The following is a 19593-nucleotide window of genomic DNA, read 5'->3' as shown; positions in this document are numbered from 1 at the left end:
GATACCCCCGGTGGGAATGGCGACCGGGTGACCCGCGTTCCACTAGCAGCGACCACGCACCCGAAGCCGTGAAGGAGCGCATGAGACATGCAGGGAACTGTGACGATGTACAGCACCACGTGGTGCGGCTACTGCCGTCGGCTCAAGAGCCAGATGGACCGTGAGGGCATCGCGTACAACGAGATCAACATCGAGCAGGACCCGCAGTCCGCGGCGTTCGTCGAGAAGGCGAACGGCGGCAACCAGACGGTTCCGACCGTTCTGGTGGTCCCCTCCGGCGGTGGCGAGAACATCGTCATGACGAACCCGAGCCTGGCCCAGGTCAAGCAGGCTCTCGCGGTCTGACGCTCCCGCGCGCCACGCCCCCTCCGGTCGAGGTCACCGGAGGGGGCGTCGCTGTGCGGAGCCGTGCGGAGCCGTGCGGAGCCGTGCGAACGATCTAGGCGCCGCCGCCCGGGGAGATCAGCCCCGCCTCGTACGCCAGGACGACGGCCTGGACCCGGTCGCGGAGATCCAGCTTCGACAGGATGCGGCTGATATGTGTCTTGACCGTGGTCGGACTGAGGAAGAGCCGCTCGGCGAGCTCGGCGTTGCTGAGACCCGTCGCGAGAAGCCGGAGGACTTCCAGCTCGCGCGGCGTCAGTCCGGACAGATCGCGGTGCAGGATGGTGGCCCGCACCTCGTCGCGGGGCGCGAAGCGCTCGATCAGCCGACGGGTGATCGTGGGCGCGAGCAGCGCGTCGCCGGACTGCACCAGGCGTACGGCGGCCACCAGATGCTCCGGGGTGACGTCCTTGAGCAGGAAACCGCTGGCTCCGGCGGTGAGCGCGGCATAGACATAGTGATCGAGGTCGTACGTGGTCAGAATGATCACTCTGGTGCCGTCCGGGCCGCCGTCGGCGAGGATCCGCCGGGTCGCCTCGATGCCGTCCATCTGCGGCATCCGGATGTCCATGAGGACGACGTCGGGCCGGGTTCGCCGGACGGCGGCGACCGCCTCGGCTCCGTCGGCCGCCTCGGCCGTCACCTCGATCCCGTCGGCGGCGAGGATCATCCCGAAGCCCGTACGCACCAGGGCCTGGTCGTCGGCGATGACAGCGCGCAGCGCCGGCCGGCTCACGCGGTCCGCCGGGGGATACGAGCGCTGATCCGGTAGCCGCCGACGAGCGTCGGCCCACACGTCAGCTCGCCGTGGTACACCGCCAGCCGCTCGCGCAGTCCGATGAGCCCGCGGCCGTTGCCCGCCGCCGGCACGGCGTCCCGCGCGCCACCGGTGTCCATGACCTCGATCTCCAGACAGTCCTCGGCGTAACCGACCATGACGGAGGCTTCGGCGCCGGGGGCATGCTTGATCGTGTTGGTCAGCGCCTCCTGGACGACCCGGTACGCCGCGAGGTCCACCCCGGGCGGCAGCGGGTCGGGCGGCAGCGAGACCGCTACGCGCACCGGTGTCCCGGCGGCACGCACCCGCTCGACCAGGGCGTCCAGCTGCCCGAGCCCGGGCTGGGGTTCGAGGCCGTCGGGGCGCTCGTGGTCCGGCGCCGCGAGCAGGCCCATGACGTGGCGCAGTTCGGCCATGGCGGCCCGGCCCCCGGCCTCGACCGTGAGCAGCGCCTCCTTCGACCGCTCGGGCGCCGCGTCCATCACCTTGCGCGCCGCGCCGGCCTGGATCACCATCACGCTCACATTGTGGGTCACGACGTCGTGCAGCTCGGCGGCGATCCTGGAACGCTCCTCCTGGACCGCCCGGCGGGTGGCCTCCTCCTGGGCCTGCTGCAACTGCGTGTAGCGGTCCCTGCTCGCCGCCAGCTGTCGCTGCCAGATGCGGACCAGGCCGGCCAGCGCCCCGGCGATCAGCAGCACGACGGCCGGACTCGACCAGCCCGGCAGGATGGGCTGCGTGTCCTTGAACGCGAGGCCGGCCAGTACGGCGGCGAGGACCATGCCCGCCATGGCCCGCATCCGGTGGCGGCTGTACATGACGGCGCTGTAGGCGCCGATGACGCAGGTCGCCACGTTGATCCAGGGGGCGTCGTCGACCATGGCCAGCGTCGCGGCCGTCACCACCGCGAACGCGGTCAGCGGATACCGGCGCCGGTAGGCCAGCGGCAGCGCCGACAGCGCCACGAGCACCCAGATCGTCGACGACGATTCCTCCTCCCCCACCGGGCCGCCCGGGGGCACCCTGGGGACCGGGGGCATCGGAGGCACCCGGGCCCCGATCGACACGTCCTGCCCGATTCGCACCGGCCCGCTGTCGGGGTATCGCGTCGCGACGATCAGCGCGATGACGGTGAGCACGACCGCCAGCACCACATCGGCGCGCACCGCCCGGCGCGACAGGGGGGCCGGTTTCGCCTCCGGCCGCAGCGCGTCGCGCAGTTGCTGTCGCCATCCGCGCCGGTCCTCCGTCTCCATCGGCCCAGTGTGCGGCCCTGGCGCCCGGACTCGCGTCCGCCTGCGTGAGCAGGCCCGCTGTCCTCGAGGCGTACATCGCAGGGATGACCTCACGGACGGATCCTCCGCGAGAAGGGCCCGATGTCGGTGCCACGGCCGACGCGGCCGGAACGGGACCGCCCCTACGTTCGCTGAGCCGGAAGCCGGCGCACGTCCCCTCCCGACCGCAAAGGACGGACACTCCACATGACCCAGGTGATCGAACTGGAGGACGTGGTCAAGCGGTACGACAGCGCGGGCGCGCCCGCACTCGGACCGCTCACGCTCACCGTCGAACAGGGCGAGGCGCTCGCCGTGACGGGCCCTTCGGGCAGCGGCAAGTCCACGCTCCTCAACCTCGTCACCGGTCTGGACAAGCCGACCGAGGGAGCCGTGACCGTGGCCGGGCAGCGGATCGACCGGCTGACCGAGCACGCCCTCGCGAAGTTCCGCCGCGCGCGGATCGGCATGGTCTTCCAGTTCTTCAATCTGCTCGACGACCTCACCGTCGCCGACAACATCCAGCTCCCCGCCCAGCTCACCGGGACCCCGAGGCGCGAGGCGGCGGCCCGCGCCGATGAGCTCATGGAGGTGCTCGGCATCACCCGGCACGCCCGCGCCTACCCCGGCAGACTGTCCGGCGGTGAACGTCAGCGCGTCGCGGTCGCCCGGGCGTTGGTCAACCGGCCCGCGCTGCTGCTCGCCGACGAGCCGACCGGCGCGCTCGACACCGCCTCGGGCCACGACGTACGGGAACTGCTGCTGGATCTGCACCGCGGCGGGCAGACCATCGTGCTGGTCACGCACGACCTGGTGCTGGCGGAGGCGTGCGCGAGCCGCACGATCCATCTGGTCGACGGTCACCTGGCCCTCGACACGCATGCGGAGGCCGCCCGATGAGCCGCTGGGGCACGGGCGCGCTCGGCCGGGTCGTACGCTCCGGGGTGGGCCGGCGCCGCGTGCAGACGGCGGTGATCGCCGTGGCCACGATGATGGCCGTGGCCTCGGCCGTCGTCGCCGGATCCCTCATGGTCGCGACCGACGCGCCCTTCGACCACGCCTTCGCCGCCCAGCACGGCGCGCATCTGACCGTGCAGTTCGATCCGGCCAAAGCCACTGCGGCGCAGCTCGATGCCACCCGGCGGCTGGACTGAGTGACGGCGAGCGCGGGGCCGTTCCCCGTCACGACCATCCACCCGGTGGACGGTCACGGCGGGCATCTGCCGGGGCTGACCCTGGTCGGGCGGTCCGGTCCGGGCGGTGCCGTCGACGACCTGACCCTGAAGTCCGGCCGGTGGGCACGAAAGCCCGGCGAGATCGTGCTCTCCGCGGCGTTGTCCGGACCCGATCTCAGGACCGGCTCCACCCTGAAGTCCTCGGACGCCGCGGGCAGCCGGACGCTCACCGTGGTCGGCTTCGCCCTGTCGGCCAGCCGGACCGCCGACGCCTGGACACTCCCCGCGCAGGTCAGCGGGATGGCGTCGAAGGACGGCCCGGTCACGCGGCAGATGCTCTACCGGTTCGACTCGGCCGGTACGAAGGGGCAGTTGACCGCGGACAGGAAGCGGCTCGCCGCGGCGGTGCCGTCCGGGGCGCTGCTGGGAACCCAGTCCTATCTCGACACCAAGCACGCCGCCGATCAGGGCGCGGCGGCGAGCATCCCGTTCCTGGTCGCCTTCGGCCTGCTCGGCATCGTCATGTCGGTGATCATCGTCGGCAGTGTGGTCAGCGGCGCGGTCGGTACGAGCCTGCGCCGGATCGGCATCCTCAAGGCCATCGGCTTCACCCCGCGCGAGGTGGTACGCGCCTACGTGGCCCAGGCGTTGATCCCGGCCGGCGTCGGCATCGCGCTGGGGGTCGTGCTGGGCAATCTGCTGGCCGTACCGCTGCTCAAGGACAGCGAGCAGGTGTACGGCACGGCCTCGCTCGCCGTGGCCTGGTGGGTGGACGTCGTGGTGCCGGCCGTGGCGCTGCTCGTCGTCGGGGTCGCGGCGCTGGTCCCCGCACTGCGGGCCGGGCGGCTGCGTACGGTCGAGGCCATCGCGGTCGGCCGGGCACCGCGCACGGGTCGGGGCCAGTGGGCGCATCGGGCGGTGGGGCGGCTGCCGCTGCCGCGGCCGGTGACCTACGGCCTCGCGAGCCCCTTCGCGCATCCGGTCCGTACGGCCGCGCTGCTGCTGGCAGTTGCTTTCGGCACGGTCGCGGCGACCTTCGCGGTGGGGCTGACGCAGTCCCTGAACGCGGTCGGCGCGGCGTCGGATCCCGAGGACCGCGTCGATGTCACCGCTGTCAGCGGCGGGCCGGTCGCCCCGGGCGGCGGGCCCCGTTCCAGGGGGCACGGCGCGCCGACGCCCGCCGACCCGGCGAAGGTCCGCGCCGCCATCGAGGCGCAGACGGGTACCGCCGCGTACTACGGCATGAGCCAGGCCGAGGTCACGGTGGCCGGAATCTCCGGCTCGGTCCGGGCCGGCCTCTACCAGGGCGATTCGAGTTCCGGCGGCTACGAGATGATCTCCGGGCACTGGCTCTCCGGCGCGGGACAGATCGTCGTGTCGACGCGTTTCCTGGAACGGACCGGCACCAGGATCGGCGACACCGTGCGGGTCACCTCCGAGAAGGACACGGAAACCCTGCGGATCGTCGGCGAAGCCTTCGACACGTCCGACGACGGCCTGCACATCCACGCGGACATCCCCGGTTTCGCCGGCGCCGGGCCGCAGGCCTTCTACATCCAGGTGAAGCCGGGTGTCTCCCCCGACGAGTACGCCCGCAAGCTCTCCGCGGCGTTGAAGCCGCTCGGCGCCGGAGCCTTCGCCGATTCGGCCTCGCAGCAGGAGGGCATGATCCTCGTCCTGGACGCGATGGCGGTGCTGCTCACCCTGATGCTGGTCTGCGTGGCGAGCCTCGGCGTGCTCAACTCCGTCGTCCTCGAAACCCGCGAACGCGTCCACGACCTGGGTGTCTGCAAGGCGCTCGGCATGTCGCCGCGGCAGACCGTGAGCCTCGTGCTCTCCTCGGTGGCCGGGATCGGCGTGCTCGGCGGACTGATCGGCGTACCGGCCGGCTACGCGCTGCACGGCTTCGTGCTCCCGGTGATGGGGCACGCGGCGGGCACCGAACTGCCGGCGTCGGTTCTCAAGGTGTACGACACTCCGCAGCTGGTGCTGCTGGGGCTGGCCGGGATCGTGATCGCCGTGCTGGGCGCGCTGCTTCCGGCGGGCTGGGCGGCCAGGGCCCGCACGGCCACGGCGCTGCGCACGGAGTGACCACCGGGCGAAGCGCGGGGGCGACGTCCGCCGGGCCGGTGAGTTCAAGGCGGGAGTCGGCTCGCCCCTGGCGCCGCGATGGCGCCAGGGGCTGGAGTCGAAGCCGCTGCCAGCGGTCGTACCGGGACATCGTCGAGACGGTCACGGCCGCGCCGCGACAGACGAAGCCGATCGTGCCCACCGTTCCCGTCCCGAAGGGTTCGCGGCTGACGAACCCTTCGCTCGCGCGGGTCGAGCGCAGGTCGAGCGCAGGTCGAGCGGAGAACGACGTCCGGCCGACGTCAGGCGGTGTTCCCTCGCGTCGGCAGGGGCTTGCCGTACCAGAGCTCGATCAGGCGGGCCGCGATCGAGATTCCGTACGGAGGCACCACCTCTCCGGACTCGAAGGCGGCTCGCAGGTCCTCCCGGGAGAACCAGCGGGCTTCGTGGATCTCCTCGCCGTCGACGTTGATCTCCGACGAGGTGGCGCGGGCCATGAAGCCCAGCATGAGGCTGGACGGGAACGGCCAGGGCTGGCTGGCGACGTATTCGACCGCGCCGACCGTCACGCCCGCCTCTTCGAAGACCTCGCGGCGCACGGACTGCTCGATCGACTCGCCGGGCTCGACGAAGCCCGCGAGCGTGGAGAAGCGGCCCTCGGGCCAGTGCACCTGGCGGCCGAGCAGGATGCGGTCCTCGTCGTCCGTGACGGCCATGATCACGGCCGGGTCGGTGCGCGGGTAGTGCTCGGCGCCGCAGGCGGGGCAGCGGCGGATGTGGCCGGCCGCCGCGATGACCGTGCGCTCGCCGCAGCGGGAGCAGAAGCGGTGCAGCCGCTGCCAGTTCTCCAGAGCGACCGCGTGCACCATGAGTCCGGCGTCGCGCGGGGACAGCAGGAGACCGGCCTCACGCAGGCCCGCCGGGCGGGCGGACTGGTCGATGCGGCCGGGAAGCGCGTCCTTCTGGAGTGCGAAGTAGCTCACCCCGTCGTCGTCCGTGCCCAGGAAGTAGCGGTGCGCCTCCGTGAGAGGAGCCTCGAAGGAGGGCGTCATCAGCAGTTCGGTGGTGCCGTCGGCCGTCTCGTCGATGAGCACCTGGCCTCCGGAGACCACGAAGGCGCGGGTCGTGGGGTGGCTCCAGGCCGCCGCGAGCCAGGCCTCGTCGAGCCGGTGGTGGGCGGCCCGGTCGATGCCGCTGGGAGCGGTGAGCGAGATGGGACGGTCGGCGCTGTGGTCGGTCCAGGTGGTCACGGGTGCTTCCAACTCCCCCGGTGGAACGGTTATTTCGGCGGGCGGTCCAGCAGGACGGGTGTGCGGTGCGCTCTTGAGGGTGCGGATCGGCTTGTTCAGTGTGTCTCGCGCCAGTTCTCGGCCAGGTCGCCCCACAGGTAGGCGGCCGTTTCGACGCCCTTCATGAGGAGATCCAGTTCGACCTTCTCGTTGGGAGCGTGCCAGCCGTCGGAGGGAACGGAGATGCCCAGGAAGAGCACCGGGGCACCGAGGACTTCCTGGAGGTCGGCCGCCGGTCCCGAGCCGCCCTCGCGGGTGTAGCGGATCGGCTGCTCGAAGGCCCGGCCCATGGCGCGTACGACGGACTGCAGGGCGGGGTGGTCCAGCGGAGTCAGACACGGGCGGGTGGCCGCGCCGAACGTGATCTCGTGCCGGATGCCGTCGGGTACCTGCTCGGCCGCCCAGGCGCGTACGGCCTTCTCGATGTGGTCCGGATCCTGCCCGGCGACCAGCCGGAAGGAGAGCTTCACCAGGGCCGAGGACGGGATGATCGTCTTGCTGCCGGCGCCCTGGTAGCCGCCGCCGATGCCGTTGACCTCGGCGGTCGGGCGGGCCCAGACGCGCTCCAGGGTGGTGTGTCCGGCCTCTCCGTGGGTGGCTGTCGACCTGGCCGTGCGCAGCCACCGTTCCTCGTCGAAGGGCAGCTCGGCGAAGAGTTCGCGCTCGCGGTCGGTGAGTTCGGTGATGCCTTGGTAGAAGCCGGGCACGGCCACGCGCGCGTGCTCGTCGTGCAGGGCCGCGACCAGGCGGGCGACCGCGGTGGCCGGGTTGGGCACGGCGCCCCCGAAGGACCCGGAGTGGATGTCCTGCGCGGGCCCGTGCAGGACGATCTCGCACTCGGCGAGGCCCCGCATGCCGGTGCAGACCGTGGGGGTGTCCTCGGACCACATGCCGGTGTCGGAGACGATCACGGCGTCGGCGGCGAGCCGCTCCGCGTGCTTCTCGACGAGGTCGCGGAAGTGCGGGGAGCCGGACTCCTCCTCGCCCTCGATCAGCAGTTTGAGGTGCACGGCCGGGGCGGTGCGCCCGGTGGCGGCGAGGTGGGCCCGGACGCCGAGTGTGTGAAAGAACACCTGGCCCTTGTCGTCGGCGGCCCCGCGCGCGTGGAGGCGGTTTCCGCGGATCACCGGCTCGAAGGGGTCGGTGTCCCAGCCGTCCTCGCGGGCGGCGGGTTGCACATCGTGGTGCCCGTAGACGAGGACCGTGGGCGCCTCGGGGTCCTCGGAGGGCCACTCGGCGAAGACGGCCGGAGCGCCGGCGGTCGGCCAGATCTCGCTGGTCGGGAAGCCGGTCTCCCGGAGTTTGGCGGCAAGCCAGTCGGCGCTGCGTGCCACGTCCGCTGCGTGCTCGGGCTGAGCCGACACCGAGGGGATGCGCAGCCACTCCGCGAGATCGTCGAGGAAGGCGGCGCGGTGGGTCCCGATGTACGTACGGACGGTGCTGACGGCGTTGTCAACGGGCTTGCTCATGTTCCTGAGCCTATCCGCCCACAGAGGCGTGTTCGTCCGGTGGTTCTCCGGGAGCCCCCTCCGGTGGGCCCGCCGGGTCCTCGGTGAGCAGTCGCTCCAGCGCGGCACGGTCCGGGAGGTCGTCCGGTCGTACGAGTTCGCCGTCGCGGACGTACAGGAACGCGGCCGTGACGGATTCCAGGGGCACGCCCAGCCGCTCGGCCCAGCCCAGGCGGTACAGCGCGAGCTGGAGCGGGTCGGCGGTGCGGCCGTGGCCGGTCTTCCAGTCGACGATCTCGTACGTCGTCCCCTCGCCGTCGCCGTTCCTGTAGACGGCGTCGATCCGGCCGCGGACGACCCGGCCGGCGATCGCGAGCTGGAAGGGCACCTCGACGCGGTACGGGGTGCGGTGCGCGTAGGGAGTGCGTTCGAAGGCGTCCTTCAGGGCTTCCAGGTCACGTTCGTCGGCGATCTCCGCCTCGCCGCCGGGCAGTTCCTCGGGGTCGAGCATGGGCAGCCGCAGCTCTTCGAAGCGGGACTCCACCCAGGCGTGGAAGCGCGTGCCCCGGCGCGCGGCGGGCTGCGGGGGGCGCGGCATGGGGCGGGCGAGTTCCTGTGCGAAGCCGTCCGGGTCGGCGGCCATGCGCAGGAGCTGGGAGGCGGTGAGCGAGGCCGGCAGGGGTACGTGGGTGACGGTCGCGCGGGCGCGCAGGAGTTCTCCGGTCAGCGCGTCCAGGTCGCGGTCCCAGGAGGCGAGGGTGCGGGCCTCTTCGGGCGTGAGGCGCTCGTTCGCGGTCTCCTGCGAGTGCGGGCGGGCCGCGGGCAGCGTGGCAGGGCCCTGGGCCTGGTGCGGCACGGTGGGGCGGCCGTTCGTGCCGGCGGCCGGACGCTCTCCCGGTCGTTCCGTCGTCCAGGAGTCCCAGTCGGAGTCGGAGTCGGAGTCGTCGCCCTCGGACAGGGCGGTGTCCAGGAGGTCGCCCTCCGGGACACGGTCCTCAGGAAAGCCGTCCTCGGAGAACCCGTCTCCGGAGAACCCGTCCTCGAAGAACTCGTCTTCGGGGAGGTCGTCCTCGTCGTAGGGCGGGACGTCGTCCTGCGACGGCGGCGGCCATTCCGGGTCGTCGTGGGAGGCGGGGTCGTGGGCAGCCGCGTGCCGGTGTCCGTCGGCCCCCGGGTGGGCCTGGGCCTGGGACGCGACCCGCTCCAGGTGGGCGAGTACGGTCTCCGCCGCCGCACGACGCCGGGCGAGGGCCGCGTCGTCGAGCGGGAGCGGCCAGGCATGGTCGGCGGCCGCCTCGTGCAGGGCCGGGTTCTCCTCGTCCTCCGCCGGCTCGTCCGCCCAGACCTCGATCTCACCGTGTCCGGCCGCGCAGTGGTCGTACAGGGCATGCAGGAAGTCCGAGGGGCCGCGCGGCCGCTTCTGGGACGGGCCCCACCAGTGCCCGGATCCGAGCAGGAGCGAACGGGGGCGGGTGAACGTGACATAGCCGAGGCGCAGTTCCTCGGTGTGCTGGTGGGCCTTCATGGCCTCGTGGAAGGCCTTGATGCCCTTCGCGTCCCAGGCTTCGACGTCCGGCAGCGTGTCGGCGTCACCGCGCAGCCGGTGCGGCAGGACCTTGCCCTGGGAGGTCCATTTCTCGCGTCCCTGGCTGCTGGGAAAGGTGCCGTTGACGAGACCGGGGACGACCACCACGTCCCATTCCAGGCCCTTGGACTTGTGGGCGGTGAGCACCTTGACAGTGTTCTCGCCGCCGGGCAGGGCGTTGTCCAGGCCCTTCTCGTACTGCGCGGCGGTGCGCAGGAAGCCGAGGAAGGCCAGCAGGCTCGCCTCGCCGTCACCGGAGGCGAAGGACGCGGCGATGTCCAGGAAGTTCGACAGGGTCTCGCGGCGGCGGGCGGCCAGGGCGTGCGGGGAGGCGGAGAGCTCCACCTCGAGACCGGTGACGGCGAGGACCCGGTGCAGAACGTCCATCAGCGGGTCGGCGAGCGAGCGGCGCAGGTCGCGCAGTTCGGCGGCGAGACGCGCGAAACGCACTCGCGCGTCCGGCGAGAACGGCAGCCCGTCGTCGTCCCCGGCGGCTTCGATGGGTGTCTCCAGGAACGTGTCGAGGGCGTCGGCGAGCGATATCACCTCGGCCGGGTCGACCCCCTCGACGGCCGCGGCGAGCCTGCGGTCCGGATCGTCGTCGGCGCCCACGCGCGCGCGGGACACGAGCAGCCGGGCGCGGCGCCCGAGGAGGGCGAGGTCGCGCGGGCCGATCCGCCAGCGCGGACCGGTGAGCAGCCGGACGAGGGAGGCGTTCGCCCCGGGGTCCTGGAGGACCTCGCAGACGGCCACGAGGTCGGCCACCTCGGGCAGGTGCAGCAGACCGGAGAGGCCCACCACCTCGACGGGGATGTCGCGGGCTACGAGTGCGCCCTGGATCTCGGCGAAGTCGGTGGCGGTGCGGCACAGGACAGCGATCTCGGCGGGTGCCGTTCCGGTGCGGACCAGATGGGCGATGGAGTCGGCGAGCCAGCCGATCTCCTCGGCATGGGTGCGCAGCAGCGCGCAGCGCACGAGGCCGTCCCGCTCGGCCCCGGGAGCGGGCCGCAGGGCCTCCACGCCCGCGTGCATCGCGCGCAGCGGCTCAGCGAGGCCGTTGGCGAGGTCGAGGAGGCGGCCGCCGCTGCGGCGGTTCTCGCTGAGCGACTGGCGGGTCGCGGGGCGGCCGTCGGGGCGCGCGAAGTGCTCGGGGAAGTCGTCGAGGTTGGCCACGGAGGCGCCGCGCCACCCGTAGATCGCCTGGCAGGGGTCGCCGACCGCGGTCACGGGGTGTCCCGTCCCGGCGCCGAACAGTCCGGCGAGCAGGACGCGCTGGGCCACCGAGGTGTCCTGGTACTCGTCCAGCAGGACCACCCGGAACTCGTCGCGCAGGATCTCCCCGACCTCGGGACGGGTACTGGCCAGTGTGGCCGAGAGAGCGATCTGGTCGCCGAAGTCGAGGAGGTCGCGCTCGCGTTTCGCCGCCCGGTAACGGCCCACCAGCTCGGCGAGTTCCCGCCGGGCGGCGGCGGCCTCGGGGACCTTCCGCAGATCCGGGTTGGTGAGAGCGACGCTCTCCAGGGTGCGCAGCAGTTCGGCGTCGTGGGCGCGCAGCCCCTCCGCCCGTACGAGGTGTTCGGCGAGCTCGGAGTCGAGGGTCAGGAGGTCGCCGACCAGGTCCGGGAAGGATCGGGTCAGCGCCGGATACGGACCCGGCGCCTCGCGCAGCACGCGCGCGGCGAGCTGGTAGCGGGTGGCGTCGGCGAGCAACCGCGACGTCGGTTCGAGCCCGATGCGCAGGCCGTGGTCCGTGAGCAGGCGGCCCGCGAAGGCGTGGTAGGTGGAGATGACCGGCTCGCCCGGCGGGTTGTCGGGGTCGATGACGTCCGGGTCCGTGACGCCCGCCCTGACGAGTGCCTTGCGGACGCGCTCGGCGAGTTCACCGGCCGCCTTGTTGGTGAATGTCAGACCGAGGACCTGCTCGGGGGCGACCTGCCCGGTGCCGACCAGCCACACCACACGTGCCGCCATCACCGTGGTCTTGCCCGAACCGGCTCCGGCCACGATCACCTGCGGGGCCGGCTCCGCGGTGATGCAGTCCGTCTGTTCCGGGGTGAACGGGATGCCGAGGAGCTCCTTGAGCTGTTCGGGGTCGGTGATACGGGCGGGCATGTCGCAGAGGCTAGCGGCGTCCACTGACAGCGGTGGCCACATCTGCGCCCGGGGCGGAAGAAACGCAGGTCAGCACATGTGGTGCCGTGCGTCACTCGCTGACGTACGGCCCCGGACCCGCCCGGACCGGCGACCTGGCGAGCGTCGGACGACTCGGTGTCCGACCCCGCCCCGCGCCGCCGCGGGACCCGTCACTCGACCACCTGTTGTCCCTCCGGCCGGGCGCTGCAGGATGCCCGGAAGGAGCAATGCGTGCAGTGTTGTCCCGTTGTCGGCGAGAACCGTTCGTCGAGGACCTTGCCGGCGGCGTTCGCCAGCAGGTCGCCGACCCATTCGCCCTCCAGCGGCTCCTGCGCCTGCACCTTGGGCAGGGTCTCGCCGCCGTTCTTCTTGGCGGCGCCCTGGCGGAGCTGGACCAGTTCGGCACCGCCCGCTTCGGGTCGTACGCCGTCGAAGACGTCGTCGACCGCGCCCTCGCCGACGGCGAGCTGGTAGACGGCGAGCTGCGGGTGGTGCGTCACTTCGGCGGCGCTCGGCGCCTGCTTGCCGGTCTTGAAGTCGACCACGTAGGCGCGGCCCTCGGTGTCGGCCTCGACGCGGTCCATCGAGCCGCGGATGCGTACTTCGTAGGAGCCCGCTTCCAGGGTCACGTCGAAGTCGTGCTCGCTGGCCACCGGCGTACGGCCGGTGCGGTCCATGACGTGCCACTTCAGGAAGCGTTCGAGCGCCACGCGCGCGTGCTCCTTCTCCTGCGCGGACTTCCAGGGCGCGTCGAAGGCGAGCGCGTTCCACACGGAGTCGAGGCGTTCCATGAGGACGTCGAGGTCGGCGGGGGTACGGCCGGACGCGACCTCGTCGGCAAGGACGTGCACCACGTTGCCGAAGCCCTGGGCGGCCGTCGCGGGCGCGTCGGCCTTCACCTCCCGCCCCAGGAACCACTGCAGGGCGCAGGTGTTGGCGAGTTGGTCGAGGGCGCTGCCGGAGAGCACGACGGGCTGGTCGCGGTCGCGCAGCGGGACCTTGCTCTCCGTCGGCTCGTACATGCCCCACCAGCGATAGGGGTGGGCGGAGGGGACCAGCGGGCGGCCGTCCTCGTCGGCGAGCGCGGCGAGCCGGGCGAGGCGGCGGGCTGCGGCCTGTCTGAGGCCCTCCGAGACGCGCGGGTCGACCGTGGTGGCTCGCAGCTCGGCGACCAGCGGGGCGACGGCGAGGGGGCGGCGCGGGCGGCCGGTCACGTCCTTGGGTTCGACGCCGAGTTCGGTGAGGAAGCGGGAGGGCTGGTCGCCGTCGTCGGCCGGCGCCTTCACCGCGGTCACGACGAGCCGTTCCCGCGCGCGCGTGGCGGCCACGTAGAACAGCCGGCGTTCTTCGGAGAGGAGTGCCCCGGGTGTGAGGGGTTCGGCGAGCCCGTCCCGCCCGATGCGGTCGGCCTCCAGCAGGGAACCGCGGCGGCGCAGATCCGGCCACAGTCCCTCCTGGACGCCCGCGACGACGACGAGGCGCCACTCCAGTCCCTTGGAGCGGTGTGCCGTCATCAGGCGGACGGCGTCGGGGCGGACGGCCCTGCGGGTGAGCGTGTCGGCCGCGATGTCCTCGGCGTCGATCTCCTCGAGGAAGTTCAGCGCGCCACGGCCTCCGGTGCGCTCCTCCGCGCGTCCGGCGGTCGCGAACAGCGCGCAGACGGCGTCGAGGTCCCGGTCGGCGTTGCGTCCGGCCGCGCCGCCGCGCCGGGCGGCCCGCTCCAGGCGCTGCGGCCACGGTGTGCCGTCCCAGAGTTCCCAGAGGGCCTCCTCGGCCGTCCCGCCGCCCGCGAGACGCTCACGCGCCCTGCGCAGCAGCGCGCCGAGGCGCTGGGCCCCTCGGGCGTACGCGGGATCGTGCGCGACGAGCCGCTCCGGCTCGGCCAGCGCGCGGGCGAGCAGGACATCGGACGGCGGCGGTACGAGGTTTCCGCCTGCGCGCTCCTCCTCGCGCAGCGCCCGCCCCAGGCGCCGCAGGTCGGCGGCGTCCATGCTCGCGAGGGGCGAGGCGAGGAGGGTGAGCGCGGTCTCGGTGTCGAGCCAGGACGCGACGCGGACGTCGGCGGTGCCCTCGTGCGGGCCGGGGTCCTCATCCGGACCAGTGCCCTCGCGCGGGCCGGTGCCCTCGTGCGGGCCGGGGTCCTCATCCGGACCAGTGCCCTCGCGCGGGCCGGTGTCCCCATCCGGACCGGTGCCCTCGCTCGGGCCGGTCTCGGCACTCGGATCGGTCACGGCAGGCGGGTGGGCGCCGGTGCGCGGGGCGGCGCCGGCACCGGACAGCCCGTCCGTACCGGTCGCCGACTCCGCCCGGGCCACCGCCCGCAGCGCGGTCAGCAGCGGCGCGACGGCGGGTTCGTGCCGCAGGGGCAGATCGTCGCCGTCGATGTCGAGGGGCACACCGGCCGAGGTGAGCGCCCGCCGGATCGTGGGGATCGTCCGGGAACCGGCGCGCACCAGGACGGCCATCTCCCCCCAGGGGACACCGTCCTCCAGGTGGGCGCGGCGCAGGATGTCCGCGATGTTGTCGAGCTCCGTGCCGGACGTCGGGTACGTGTAGACCTCGACGTGTCCCCCGTCCCGTACCGCGGACAGCTCGCGGTGGGCGCGCACCTTCCGCGCGGGCAGGCGGGTCAGCGGCATGCGCTGGGTGAGCCGGCGGGTGGCGGCCAGCAGGTCGGCGCCCGAGCGGCGGGACGTCCCGAGGACCTCGACCGGAGCCGGACCGCCGTCCGCGCGCGGGAAGGTCTCGGGGAAGTCCAGGATGCCGTTCACGTCGGCGCCGCGGAAGGCGTAGATCGACTGGTCGGGGTCGCCGAAGGCGACGAGGGTGCGCCCGCCGCCGGCGAGGCCGCGCAGCAGCCGCACCTGCGCGGGGTCGGTGTCCTGGTACTCGTCCACGTAGACGGCGTCGTACTGCGCCATGAGCCGCTCGGCCACCTCGGGACGCCGGACGAGGAGCACCGCGCGGTGGACCAGTTCCGCGTAGTCGAGGACTCCCTGCATGTCGAGGACGTCGAGGTACTCGGCGAGGAAGGCGGCCGCCGCGCCCCAGTCCGGGCGGCCGATGCGGCGGGCGAAGGCCTCCAGGGCGTCGGGGCCGAGCCCGAGCTCCCGGCTGCGGGCGAGGACCGCGCGGACCTCGTCGGCGAAGCCGCGCGTGGTCAGGCAGGCGCGCAGCTCGTCCGGCCAGCGCACATGGGCGAGGCCCAGCCGCTCCAGGTCGGGCTGGCCCGCGAGCAGCTCGCGCACGGCGACGTCCTGCTCGGGGCCGGACAGCAGCCGCAGGGGCTCCACGAACAGGTCGCTGTCCTGGTGGGCGCGGATCAGGGCGTAGCAGAAGGAGTGGAACGTGGTGGCCCTGGGCGCGCGGGCGGCGCCGATGCGCAGCGCCATGCGGTCGCGCAGTTCGACGGCCGCCTTGCGGCTGAACGTGAGCACCAGGACGCGTTCCGGGTCGCCGCCCCGTTCGATCCGGGCGGCCACGGATTCGACGAGCGTGGTCGTCTTGCCCGTACCGGGACCCGCGAGCACGAGCAGCGGGCCGCTCCCGTGGTCAACCACCGCGCGCTGTCCTGCGTCAAGACGAGGGGGATCCACCCGGGCCGGCAGGGTGCGCACCAGCCGGTACGCACCGCGGGCCCCCTGGCGCACCGATGGGTGCGTCAGGCGCCTGGTGGAAGAAGTGGAGCTCACGTGGTTCGCCGGTCCTGGTGGTCGTACTGGTTGGCGGACTGCCGCACGTGGAGGGCGGTGACCGCGGGGTGAGAGGGACGCGTGCCGACGACGCTACGCCGGTGCGGTTCGCGGAAGGAGGGCTTCCGATTCTTCCCTCACGCCACGTGTGTCCCGTCCTTCACGAACGTACGGCATGTCACGGATGTGCCTCGTTTCCCTCGTACGGGCCTCAGTTTCCCCCTCGGCCCCGTGAATGCCCGAAGCTGTCAGGTGTGACCTTCCGCGCGTTCGCCGCCGTCCCACCGGGCCCGTCTCATGTCGACGCGCGGCAGATGCCCCTCGGAGGCCCGGCTCGCTTCCTTGAGAGGCGTTCCCTCGGCGCGGTAGTGGGCCAGGGCGTCGAGTTCGTGGCCGGGGAGCAGCACACCGTCGGCGCGTATGACACGCCACCACGGAACCGCTCCTCCGTAGAGGGCCAGCACCCGGCCCACCTGGCGCGGCCCGCCCTCTTCCAGCCATTCGGCGATGTCGCCGTACGTCAGGACGCGGCCGGGCGGGATCAGCTCGGCGACGTCGAGGACCCGCTCCGCGTACTCCGGCAGGGCGTCCACCGGAAGGCTCTCCTCGCTCATCCGCCCCATCCTGCCCCACCCCACCGACAACGTGCCGCGGCGGCGGCTGTGCATATTCCCCGCCACGGAGTGACGCTTGTAGCAGATTGCGCGCCCCGCATTTGCACCCTGATGCCCCCGTGTGTCGGTCGGGCATGCCACCATCGTGCGGGCGGTGACTGGTGATACGAGATCAAGAAGAGACCATGAGGCAGCAGGGCGTGCACCCCGAAGACGCGGAGGGCACCTCCGCTGCCTCGTCACGCCCGGACACCGGCGGCGTCGGCGAGAAGGAAACGGACGACCGGGCTGACGGATCCTCCTCCGTCACGCGCGAGTCCGCCTCCGCGAAGGCGAGCGGGACCGGCTCCGGCGAGGCCCGGGACACCTCTCCTGAGGCCCACGAAGCCCCCGCCCGGGCCCACGGGGACGAGGAGCGGCAGGCCGAGCGGGACGCCGACTGCGCCGACGAGGTCCATGCCGACGAGGTCGAAGGCGACGAACCGCTGCTCCCCGCGCGCGTGCACCGCCCGTCCGACCTGATGCGGCTCCTGGTGGGCGTGCTCGCGATCGTGGTGCTGCTCGCCATCGCCGCGTTCGCGCACGGCACCACCTCGGGCCTCGAACAGGACATCAACAAGGGCACGGGGCAGGCACCCGACCTGCTGATCAAGATCGCCGGGCTGGCGTCGAGCATCGCGATCCTCCTGGTGCCGGTCGCTTTCGCCATCGAGCGGCTGATCAAACGCGACGGGCTGCGCATCGCCGACGGCGTCCTCGCCGCGGTCCTCGCGCACGGAGTGACGCTGGCCACGGACCTCTGGGTCGCGAAGGGCGCCCCGGGATCCATCCAGGAGGCGCTCACCCAGCCCTCTCCGGGCGACATCCACGCCCTCACCGACCCGGTCCACGGCTATCTCGCACCGGTCATCGCCTATATGACGGCCGTCGGCATGTCCCGCAGACCTCGCTGGCGCGGGGTGCTCTGGGTCGTACTGCTCCTCGACGCCTTCTCCATGCTGGTGACCGGCTACACGACCCCGTTCTCGATCATCCTGACGGTGCTGATCGGCTGGACCGTCGCCTACGGGACGCTGTACGCGGTCGGCTCACCGAACGTGCGGCCGACCGGACGCACACTGATGGCGGGCCTTCGGCACGTCGGCTTCCACCCGGTCAGCGCGGCCCGCGAGGAGGTGCCGGAGACCACGGAGAGCGGCGACCGCGGCCGGCGCTACTTCGTCACCCTGGAGGACGGCCCCCCGCTGGACGTCACGGTCGTCGACCGTGAGCAGCAGGCGCAGGGCTTCTTCTACCGCGTCTGGCGCCGTCTGACGCTGCGCGGCATCACCACGCGCCGCAGCCTCCAGTCACTGCGCCAGGCCCTGGAGCAGGAAGCCCTCCTCGCGTACGCGGCCATCGCGGCCGGCGCCAACGCGCCCAAGCTGATCGCGACCTCCGAGCTGGGCCCGGACGCCGTGATGCTCGTCTACGAGCACACCGGCGGTCACACCCTCGACTCGCTGCCCGACGAGCTGATCACCGACGACCTGCTGCGCGACACCTGGCACCAGGTGCAGGCGCTGCAGTCACGGCGCATCGCGCACCGCCGGCTCGCGGGCGACGCGATTCTGGTGGATCGTTCCGGCACTGTGATCCTCACCGATCTGCGGGGCGGCGAGATCGCGGCGGGCGATCTGCTGCTGCGCATGGACATCGCCCAGCTGGTGACCACCCTCGGGCTCCGTGTGGGCGCCGAGCGCGCGGTGGCGTCGGCGGTCGGCGTGCTCGGCCCGGACGCCGTCGCGGACTGCCTGCCCATGCTCCAGCCGATCGCGTTGACGCGCACCACGCGCGCGACGCTGCGCAAACTCGCCCGGGAGCGCTCGCAGCGCGAACGCGAGGCGGTACTGGAGGCCTCACGGCAGGCCAGGCTCGCCCGCGCCGAGGCGGCGGCCGAGGAAGCCTCGGAAGCCGCCGTACCCGTTCCGGAGAGGCCCGGGAAGAAGGCCGTGCGCGCCGAGCAGCGCGCCGAGAAGCGGGCCCTCGACGAGGCCCTGGACGAGGCGCGCGAGGAGGATCTGCTCACCCAGATCCGCCACCAGGTCCTGCTGATCAGGCCGCAGGCGCCCGTCGAGCCGGCCCGTCTGGAGCGGGTCAAGCCCCGCACGCTGATCAGTGTCTTCGCCGGAGCGATCGGCGCGTACTTCCTGCTGACGCAGCTCACCCACATCCAGTTCGGGACCCTCTTCGACAACGCCGAGTGGGGCTGGGTCGCGGCGGCCGTGCTCTTCTCCGCGCTGAGCTACTTCGCGGCGGCGATGAGCCTGCTCGGCTTCGTGCCCGAGCGGGTGCCGTTCCTGCGGACCGCGGCGGCGCAGGTCGCCGGCTCGTTCGTGAAGATCGTGGCACCCGCCGCGGTCGGCGGCGTCGCCCTCAACACACGCTTCCTGCAGCGTGCCGGGGTGCGGCCGGGACTCGCGGTGGCGAGTGTCGGCGCGTCGCAGCTGTTCGGGCTCGGCTGCCACATCCTGATGCTGCTGTCCTTCGGCTATCTGACCGGTACGGAGAAGACACCGTCCCTGTCGCCGTCCCGGACGGTCATCGCGGGTCTGCTGACGGTCGCGGTGTTCATCCTCGTGGTGACGTCGGTGCCGCTGCTGCGCAAGTTCGTCTCCACGCGCGTGCGGTCGCTGTTCGCGGGCGTCGTCCCGCGCATGCTCGACGTGCTGCAGCGGCCGCAGAAGCTGGTCACCGGCATCGGCGGCATGCTGCTGCTGACGGCCTGCTTCGTGATGTGCCTGGACGCGTCGATCCGCGCGTTCGGCCACGAGGAGACGACCTCGCTCAGCCTCGCCAGTGTCGCCGTCGTCTTCCTCGCCGGAAACGCGCTGGGTTCGGCGGCGCCGACCCCGGGCGGTGTCGGCGCGGTCGAGGCGACCCTCACCGTCGGCCTGATCGCCATCGGCCTCCCCAAGGAGGTCGCGGCGCCCGCGGTGCTCCTGTACCGGCTGCTGACCCTGTGGATCCCGGTCCTTCCGGGCTGGCTGTTCTTCAACCATCTGACACGCAAGGGCGCGCTCTAGGGTCCGCGCGGGGACCGTCCCGTACGCCTCGGCCCAGCCGCGTACGGACGGTCCCGTCCATGCCCTCCGCCCACCGGGTGCGGACC

10 protein-coding genes and 1 pseudogene are annotated in these 19593 nt (G+C 72.7%); 4 read left to right on the top strand and 7 right to left on the bottom strand.

Features of this window, described 5'->3' with window-relative positions:
• The first annotated feature begins 87 nt into the window (after positions 1-87).
• On the top strand, positions 88-345 hold the full coding sequence (locus ACIQRL_RS20310; protein WP_328553569.1) for a mycoredoxin: 258 nt from the start codon (positions 88-90) through the stop codon (positions 343-345).
• A 94-nt stretch (positions 346-439) separates the two neighbouring features.
• Here ACIQRL_RS20310 and ACIQRL_RS20305 read toward each other — a convergent pair whose 3' ends face one another.
• The gene (locus tag ACIQRL_RS20305; protein WP_401333062.1) at positions 440-1120 is read right to left on the bottom strand and encodes a response regulator; all 681 of its coding nucleotides are present in this window, start codon (positions 1118-1120) and stop codon (positions 440-442) included.
• Positions 1117-2418, bottom strand: a complete 1302-nt coding sequence (locus ACIQRL_RS20300; protein ID WP_401333060.1) for a sensor histidine kinase — start codon at positions 2416-2418, stop codon at positions 1117-1119. Before ACIQRL_RS20300 ends, ACIQRL_RS20305 begins: the two co-directional genes overlap by 4 nt.
• Positions 2419-2643: 225 nt before the next feature.
• Between ACIQRL_RS20300 and ACIQRL_RS20295 the strand changes: the two genes are divergently transcribed.
• Positions 2644-3336: an ABC transporter ATP-binding protein gene (locus ACIQRL_RS20295; RefSeq protein WP_401333058.1), complete on the top strand. Its 693-nt coding sequence runs from the start codon at positions 2644-2646 to the stop codon at positions 3334-3336.
• Positions 3333-5702 (top strand): annotated as a pseudogene (locus tag ACIQRL_RS20290) (ABC transporter permease). Before ACIQRL_RS20295 ends, ACIQRL_RS20290 begins: the two are co-directional and overlap by 4 nt.
• Positions 5703-5983: 281 nt before the next feature.
• Here the strand turns inward: ACIQRL_RS20290 and nudC are convergent.
• The 5 genes from nudC to ACIQRL_RS20265 form a co-directional block, all read right to left on the bottom strand.
• Positions 5984-6931 (bottom strand): NAD(+) diphosphatase, encoded by a 948-nt coding sequence (gene nudC, locus ACIQRL_RS20285; RefSeq protein ID WP_401333057.1) that lies wholly within the window; start codon positions 6929-6931, stop codon positions 5984-5986.
• Positions 6932-7026: 95 nt separating this feature from the next.
• Entirely contained in the window at positions 7027-8439 is a 1413-nt protein-coding gene (locus ACIQRL_RS20280; protein WP_401333055.1) for a dipeptidase, read from the bottom strand.
• Between the two features lie 10 nt (positions 8440-8449).
• On the bottom strand, positions 8450-12115 hold the full coding sequence (locus ACIQRL_RS20275) for a UvrD-helicase domain-containing protein (RefSeq protein ID WP_401333053.1): 3666 nt from the start codon (positions 12113-12115) through the stop codon (positions 8450-8452).
• A 191-nt stretch (positions 12116-12306) separates the two neighbouring features.
• The gene (locus ACIQRL_RS20270; RefSeq protein WP_401333051.1) at positions 12307-15828 is read right to left on the bottom strand and encodes a UvrD-helicase domain-containing protein; all 3522 of its coding nucleotides are present in this window, start codon (positions 15826-15828) and stop codon (positions 12307-12309) included.
• Between the two features lie 248 nt (positions 15829-16076).
• Positions 16077-16442, bottom strand: a complete 366-nt coding sequence (locus tag ACIQRL_RS20265; protein WP_401333049.1) for an MGMT family protein — start codon at positions 16440-16442, stop codon at positions 16077-16079.
• A gap of 185 nt (positions 16443-16627) precedes the next feature.
• Between ACIQRL_RS20265 and ACIQRL_RS20260 the strand changes: the two genes are divergently transcribed.
• Positions 16628-19507, top strand: coding sequence for a lysylphosphatidylglycerol synthase domain-containing protein (locus ACIQRL_RS20260; RefSeq protein WP_401333047.1), 2880 nt, complete (start codon positions 16628-16630; stop codon positions 19505-19507).
• Positions 19508-19593: the final 86 nt, after the last annotated feature.

It is taken from the genome of Streptomyces sp. NPDC091209, assembly GCF_044757755.1.
GTDB lineage: Bacteria > Actinomycetota > Actinomycetes > Streptomycetales > Streptomycetaceae > Streptomyces.
Note: the sequence above shows the minus strand (reverse complement) of the source record. Positions and strands in the feature narration are given on the sequence as shown.

What these genes read in the sequence shown, in the direction of transcription:
- ACIQRL_RS20310 (WP_328553569.1), top strand. Translation starts at nt 88, where the DNA reads ATGCAGGGAACTGTGACGATGTACAGCACCACGTGGTGCGGCTACTGC.
- ACIQRL_RS20300 (WP_401333060.1), bottom strand. Translation starts at nt 2,418, where the DNA reads ATGGAGACGGAGGACCGGCGCGGATGGCGACAGCAACTGCGCGACGCG.
- ACIQRL_RS20295 (WP_401333058.1), top strand. Translation starts at nt 2,644, where the DNA reads ATGACCCAGGTGATCGAACTGGAGGACGTGGTCAAGCGGTACGACAGC.
- ACIQRL_RS20280 (WP_401333055.1), bottom strand. Translation starts at nt 8,439, where the DNA reads ATGAGCAAGCCCGTTGACAACGCCGTCAGCACCGTCCGTACGTACATC.
- ACIQRL_RS20275 (WP_401333053.1), bottom strand. Translation starts at nt 12,115, where the DNA reads ATGCCCGCCCGTATCACCGACCCCGAACAGCTCAAGGAGCTCCTCGGC.
- ACIQRL_RS20265 (WP_401333049.1), bottom strand. Translation starts at nt 16,442, where the DNA reads ATGAGCGAGGAGAGCCTTCCGGTGGACGCCCTGCCGGAGTACGCGGAG.
- ACIQRL_RS20260 (WP_401333047.1), top strand. Translation starts at nt 16,628, where the DNA reads ATGAGGCAGCAGGGCGTGCACCCCGAAGACGCGGAGGGCACCTCCGCT.